Here is a 6,347-nt window from a genome sequence, read left to right as displayed (position 1 = left end):
GTTCGGCTCCTACTAGGACCTTCGGAACTTACCGGGTCCGATGGGATGATCTCGGACCCAATGTTCCGTTTTCGGAACCAAAGTTCGGTTTCATTCTAACCTAGAGTTTAACGAGGCCGCCTTGGAAACGAGGCGGCCTCGTTTACGTTTAAATGGTCCTCCTCGTTATTCCTCGGAGTCCCATCCCGTCGGCTCAGTGACCCGCGCCCAGGCACTCGCCGTGATCGGACAGGACCTCAATGACCCGGCACTCGCCGACGTGCCCGTGGCCGCATTCGCCGACCATCCGCGAAAGCTCGGTCCTCAAGGCGGTCAGGCGCTCAATCCGGGCGTCTACCTCGGAAAGATGCCGCCTCGCGATCACGTCGACCTCCGCGCAGGGAAGGTCCGGCCGGGCGGTGAGCGTGAGCAACTCGCGGATGGCGTCGACCTCGAAGCCGAGTTCGCGGGAGTGGCGAATGAAGTTCAGCCGCGCGACATCGGCCTGGCCGTAGCGGCGCTGCGCGCCGGCGGACCGGGGCGGCACCGGCATCAGCCCGACCTGCTCGTAGTAGCGGATCGTCGGCACCTTCACCCCCGTCCGCCGGGATAGCTCCCCGATTGCGATGTCCATGATTTTTCCGCTTGCACCTCTAGCCGCTAGAGGTTGTAGCGTCGCCTCCGACCGATGGGAAGGAGACGTGATGAGCGAGCATTGCTGCGGGACGACCAAGGCCGACGCCTGTTGCGCACCTTCAGGGCTCGCGCTCCCCGGCCCCCCCGTGCAGACGCCGACGCACGAACACGCCGGCGGCTCATGCTGCTCGGGCGGGGTGCCGGTCTTCGATGGCGTCGATCCGCGCTACAAGGCCGTCCTCTGGACTGTCATCGGCATCAACGGTGCGATGTTCGTGACCGAGATGGCGGCCGGCCAACTCGCCGGCTCCCAGGCCCTCAAGGCCGACGCCCTCGACTTCCTCGCCGACACCGTGACTTACGGCCTGAGCCTCGCGGTGATCGGCGCGTCCCTAGCCGTCCGCTCCAAGGCCGCCCTGTTCAAGGGGCTGTCCTTGTTCCTGATGGCGCTCTGGGTGTTCGGCAGCACCGTCTACGAGACGATGGTCCTCGGCGTGCCCAGTGCAGAGGTCATGGGCGTGATCGGCGTGATGGCGCTGGCCGCGAACCTCGGATCGGTCTTCCTCCTCCGGCGCTACAAGGACGGTGACGCCAACGTGCGCTCGGTCTGGCTGTGCTCGCGCAATGACGCCATCGGCAACGTCGTCGTGATGGTCGCCGCGCTCGGGGTCTGGGGCTCCTCCAGTGCATGGCCCGACCTCGCGGTGGCGGCGGTCATGGCCGGGATCTTCCTGACCTCCTCCGTCCAGATCCTTCGGCAGGCTTGGGCCGAGCATCGGGAAGGCACCGTCGCAACGCATCCCGCACCGGCCGAATGAGGCCTGCGCCAATCGGTCGAGGCCCGGCGGACCGGACCCCGGCCCTCGTTTTGCCGTATCCCCTCCGGGAGGATAGGATGCGCGGATGGAACACGCCTCGCACCCGGACATCGTCAAGCGCCTGAAGCGCGCCCACGGCCATCTGGCCGGCGTCATCGCCATGATCGAGGAGGGTCGGCCCTGCGTGGACCTCGCCCAGCAACTCCATGCGGTCGAAAGCGCGATCACCAACGCCAAGCGCGTCCTGATCCAGGACCACATGGAGCACTGCCTCGGCCATGGGATGGAGAACGGCGCCAAGGGTGCGACCGAGGCCCTGGCCGAGTTCAAGGCCATGGCGAAGTACCTGTGAGCCCCCGATGCTGAGCGTTCTCTCGAACCGTACCTACCGTCACCTGTTCGCCGCTCAGGTCATCGCCCTGATCGGCACGGGCCTGCTCACGGTCGCCCTCGGGCTTCTGGCATTCCGGATCGCGGGTGATCGCGCCGGTACCGTCCTCGGGACGGCGCTGGCCATCAAGATGGTGGCCTACGTCCTCGTCGCCCCGGTGGCCCAGGCCTTCACCGCCCGGCTGCCCCGACGCGCCTTCCTGGTGGCCACGGACCTCGCTCGGGCCGCCATCGCCCTGGCGTTGCCCTTCGTTGACCAGACCTGGCAGGTCTACGTCCTGATCTTCATCCTGCAGTCGGCCTCGGCGGCATTCACGCCGACCTTCCAGGCGACCATCCCCGACATCCTGCCGGACGAGCGCGACTACACCCGCGCCCTGTCGCTCTCGCGGTTCGCCTATGACCTGGAGAACCTCCTCAGCCCGACCCTGGCCGCCCTTCTCCTCACGGTGGTGCCCTACAATGCCCTGTTCGGCGGCACCGTCGTCGGCTTCCTGTTCTCGGCGGCCTTGGTGGTGTCCGTGACACTGCCGATCGCCACCCGGACCGACAGGGAGGGCGGCATCTACGACCGGACCACGCGCGGCCTCAGGATCTACCTGTCGACGCCGCGCCTTCGGGGCCTGCTCGCCCTGAACCTCGCGGTCGCCGCGGCCGGGGCCATGGTCATCGTCAACACCGTGGTGATCGTGCAGGGCCTTTTGGACCGACCACAGACGGACGTGGCGCTGGCCCTCGGCATGTTCGGCGGAGGGTCGATGATCGCCGCCCTGACGCTGCCCCGTGTGCTCGACCGGCTGTCCGACCGGGCCGTGATGATCCCGGCGGCGGCCCTGTTGGGCGGGGTCCTTCTGAGCGTTGCCGCCATGACATGCGGAGGCACCATCGGCTGGCCGCTGCTCCTCGAAACCTGGTTGGTGCTCGGCATCGCCTACTCTGCCGTCCAGACCCCCACGGGCAGACTCCTTCGCAGGTCGGCGACCCCGGGGGACCGTCCGGCCGTGTTCGCGGCGCAGTTCGCCCTGTCCCATGCCGCCTGGCTCATTACCTACCCGTTGGCCGGCTGGCTCGGCGCCTCCCTCGGGATGCCCGCCACGTTGACCATCCTCGGGGGCCTGACGCTGGCAGGCGTCGCCGCGGCGGCTTGGCTATGGCCGGCGTCCGATCCCGACGTGATCGAGCATTCCCATGCCGACCTCGATCCCGGGCATGCGCACATGCACGGAGACCTGCAGCACGCCCACGCCTTCGTCATCGACGACCTTCACCATCGATGGCCGGCCCGGGTGGGGTGAGCTTCCCGGCTTGACATCGTGGACGCGAACCCGGCGTATGACCCTATCGGGATGCGATCTCCCGACGAGGCCTCGGCCGAAGCATCGCGTCCAATCTGCATCGTTTGCAAGGACGCGCCGTGGCCTCACCCAACACCATCTCCCAAGAGAAGCTCGCCCGTCTGATCGGCACCTCCGCGTGCCCGATCCTGATCGACGTGAGACCCATGTCCGACATTCGGTCCGACCCACGCCTGGTCCCGGGGTCGCGCCCCCGCCCGTGGGAAGCGGTCGCCGAATGGGGCGGCGCTCTTCGCGGACGAACCGTGATCGCGATCTGCGGCGACGGGCGACAGCATAGCCATGGCGTCGCCGCCTGGCTCAGGGCCATGGGCGTGTCCGCCGAAGCGCTGGAAGGCGGGACATCGGATTGGGCCGCCGCCGAGCGGCCGATGATCCCCATCGACAGGCTGAGGAACCGCGACCCGCAGGGCCGGACGGTCTGGGTGACCCGCTCGCGGCCCAAGGTCGACCGCATTGCCTGCCCCTGGCTCATCCGCCGCTTCGTCGACCCGGATGCGGTCTTCCTCTTCGTGCCGCCCTCCGAGGTCATGGAAGTCGCCAAGCGCTTCGACGGCGAGGCCTTCGACATCGACGATGCCGGGGTGTTTTGGAGCCACCGCGGCGAACTCTGTACCTTCGACGTCATGGTGCAGGAACTGGGCCTGGCGACCGACCAGCTCTTGCGCCTCGCGACGCTGGTCCGAGGTGCAGACACCGGCCGTCCCGACCTCGCTCCCGAGGCGGCCGGGCTCCTCGCCGCCTCCCTTGGCCTCTCACGGATCCATGCGGACGATCTGGAGCAGCTCGACGCCGGGATGGTGCTGTACGACGCCTTCTATCGTTGGTGCCGGGACGCTTCGGAGGAAACCCACAACTGGCCGACCAATAGGCCCAAGGGAAGGTCCTGACATGGCCGGCGCAACGCTCACCCGGTCCGCCGTCTCCCCTGCGCCAACCGCCGCCCCGGTCCCCGTGACCCTGCGCGAGGCCATTCCGGTCTGGGCGCGGATCGCGTCGCTCTCGTTCGGGGGACCGGCGGGCCAGATCGCGGTGATGCACCGCATCCTCGTCGACGAGCGACGCTGGATCTCCGAGAACCGCTTCCTGCACGCCCTGAACTTCTGCACCCTCCTGCCGGGTCCTGAGGCGCAGCAACTCGCGACCTACGTCGGCTGGCTCATGCACGGCACCCGCGGCGGCATCGTCGCCGGCGGCCTTTTCGTACTCCCGGGCGTGATCGCGATCATGGCCCTGAGCTGGATCTACGCGCTCTACGGCAACGTCGGGGTCGTCGCCGGCCTGTTCTTCGGGCTCAAGGCGGCGGTGCTGGCCATCGTCGCCCAGGCCGTCCTGCGGATCGGGCGGAGGGCGTTGAAGAGCCAAGCCATGATCGCACTGGCGGCTGCGTCCTTCGTGGCGATTTTCCTGCTCGACGTGCCCTTCCCGGTCATCGTCCTGACCGCCGGGGCCATAGGCTATGTCGGCGGCAAGGCGGGCCTGCCCCAGTTTCGGGTCGGTGGCGGGCACGGCGCCTCGGGCAAGGTCGACACCGGTCCCTACCTGCTCGGTGACGATGAGCTTTTGCGCGAACACGCGACCCTCGGCCAGACGCTCAGCGTCCTTGCCGTCTGGGCGGCGCTCTGGCTGGTACCGGTGGCCCTCGTCCTCGCCCTCGTCGGCCCCGCGAGCGTCTACGGTCTGATCGCCGTGTTCTTCTCGAAGATGGCTATGGTGACGTTCGGCGGCGCCTATGCGGTGCTGGCCTATGTCGCGCAGCAGGCAGTTGAGCACTACGGCTGGCTCCGGCCCGGCGAGATGCTGGACGGCCTCGGCCTGGCCGAGACGACCCCCGGGCCGCTGATCATGGTGACTCAGTTCGTAGGCTTCATGGCGGCCTTCCGTAATCCTGGGGGCCTGCCTCCGCTGCTGGCCGGGACGCTCGGGGGCCTGCTCACCACCTGGGTGACGTTCGCGCCCTGCTTCCTCTGGATCTTCGTCGGGGCGCCGTACGTCGAGCGCCTGCGCGGCAACCGGCCGCTCGCCGGGGCGCTCTCGGCCATCACCGCGGCGGTGGTCGGCGTGATCCTGAACCTCGCGGTCTGGTTCGCGCTCCACACTATCTTCGCAGAGGTCCGCCCGGTGTCGGTCGGCCCGCTCCGGCTCGACCTGCCCGTCCTCTCCAGCCTCGACCCGTGGGCGCTGCTGCAGGCGGTGGCGGCGTTGATCGCGGTCTTCCGGTTCAGGGCGGGGGTCGTACCGACGCTGATCGCCTGCTCCGCCGCAGGCGTCCTCCTCCACCTCACGGGAATCGTCGCATGACCAAATTTTTCGGTCTTGCGCTGGCGGTGCTTGCGGTCGCCGGTGGGTGGCAGGTCCTCGCGGTCGCACAGACCCTCGACCTTTCGGATGCCGCTATGGGCTCGATCCCCGCCGGCTTCTCCGCCATGCAGACCGGCCCCGGCGATCCGGGTCGTTGGGAGGTCATCCCGGATGTGGAAGCCGCTGGTGGTCGTGCGGTCGTGCAATCGAGCGTGGACCCGACGGACGGACGCTTCCCGCTCCTGATCCGGATGGCGACCGCGCCCGCGGACGTCTCGGCCCGAACCCGGTTCAAGGCGATCTCGGGTAAGGTCGACCAGGCCGGCGGCCTCGCGGTCCGGCTCCTCGACACGAACAACTACTATCTGGTCCGTGCCAACGCCCTTGAGGGCAACGTCCGTCTCTACAAGGTCATCGCAGGACGGCGCGAGCAAATCGCCGGTGCCGACATGCCGGTGACGGCCGGGATCTGGCACGAGCTCGGCCTGAGCGTCCGGGGCCACCGGCTCATCGCGACGTTCGACGGGCACGAGCTCTTCTCGGTGAACGACGGCGCGATCACCACCCCCGGCAAGGTCGCGTTCTGGACCAAGGCCGACAGCGTCACCCGCTTCGACGGTCTCGACGTCCGGTCCCTGGAATGACGCGACCCGGCGTACCGGCCGTCCCCCCCAAGAAACCCATCTCGGAGCGACCTGCGATGAATACCGACCTGGACCGACGTCACCTGTTCCTGGCCGGCGCGGGCCTCGCCGCCATCGGCCTGGGTGCCGGACCTGCATCCGCGGTGGACGGGCCCGCACAACCGGCGCTCAAGCTGCCGCCCTATACGGCAAAACCCCTGCCGCTGGACCCGCAGAAGATCGCC

The 6,347-nt window shown here is 68.5% G+C and carries 7 protein-coding genes; 6 read left to right on the top strand and 1 reads right to left on the bottom strand.

Features of this window, described 5'->3' with window-relative positions; genetic code table 11:
- Positions 1 to 193: 193 nt before the first annotated feature.
- On the bottom strand, positions 194 to 613 hold the full coding sequence (locus MFF01_RS11280; RefSeq protein ID WP_238225364.1) for a MerR family transcriptional regulator: 420 nt from the start codon (positions 611 to 613) through the stop codon (positions 194 to 196).
- A gap of 70 nt (positions 614 to 683) precedes the next feature.
- On the opposite strand from MFF01_RS11280, the gene MFF01_RS11275 reads away from it, so the two are divergent.
- From MFF01_RS11275 to MFF01_RS11250, 6 genes are all read left to right on the top strand, one after another.
- The gene (locus MFF01_RS11275) at positions 684 to 1,433 is read left to right on the top strand and encodes a cation efflux transmembrane domain-containing protein (protein ID WP_238225362.1); all 750 of its coding nucleotides are present in this window, start codon (positions 684 to 686) and stop codon (positions 1,431 to 1,433) included.
- 85 nt (positions 1,434 to 1,518) lie between these two features.
- The gene (locus MFF01_RS11270; protein ID WP_238225360.1) at positions 1,519 to 1,785 is read left to right on the top strand and encodes a metal-sensing transcriptional repressor; all 267 of its coding nucleotides are present in this window, start codon (positions 1,519 to 1,521) and stop codon (positions 1,783 to 1,785) included.
- Positions 1,786 to 1,792: 7 nt separating this feature from the next.
- Positions 1,793 to 3,118, top strand: coding sequence for an MFS transporter (locus MFF01_RS11265; protein ID WP_238225358.1), 1,326 nt, complete (start codon positions 1,793 to 1,795; stop codon positions 3,116 to 3,118).
- Positions 3,119 to 3,237: 119 nt separating this feature from the next.
- On the top strand, positions 3,238 to 4,068 hold the full coding sequence (locus MFF01_RS11260; protein WP_238225356.1) for a chromate resistance protein ChrB domain-containing protein: 831 nt from the start codon (positions 3,238 to 3,240) through the stop codon (positions 4,066 to 4,068).
- Position 4,069: 1 nt separating this feature from the next.
- Positions 4,070 to 5,479: a chromate efflux transporter gene (gene chrA, locus MFF01_RS11255; protein ID WP_238225355.1), complete on the top strand. Its 1,410-nt coding sequence runs from the start codon at positions 4,070 to 4,072 to the stop codon at positions 5,477 to 5,479.
- On the top strand, positions 5,476 to 6,123 hold the full coding sequence (locus MFF01_RS11250; protein WP_238225353.1) for a hypothetical protein: 648 nt from the start codon (positions 5,476 to 5,478) through the stop codon (positions 6,121 to 6,123). Before chrA ends, MFF01_RS11250 begins: the two co-directional genes overlap by 4 nt.
- Positions 6,124 to 6,347 lie beyond the last annotated feature (224 nt).

The organism is Methylobacterium adhaesivum (assembly GCF_022179065.1).
Lineage (GTDB): Bacteria > Pseudomonadota > Alphaproteobacteria > Rhizobiales > Beijerinckiaceae > Methylobacterium > Methylobacterium adhaesivum.
The sequence above is the reverse complement of the archived record's forward strand: the minus strand, read 5'-3'. Positions and strand labels throughout refer to the sequence as shown.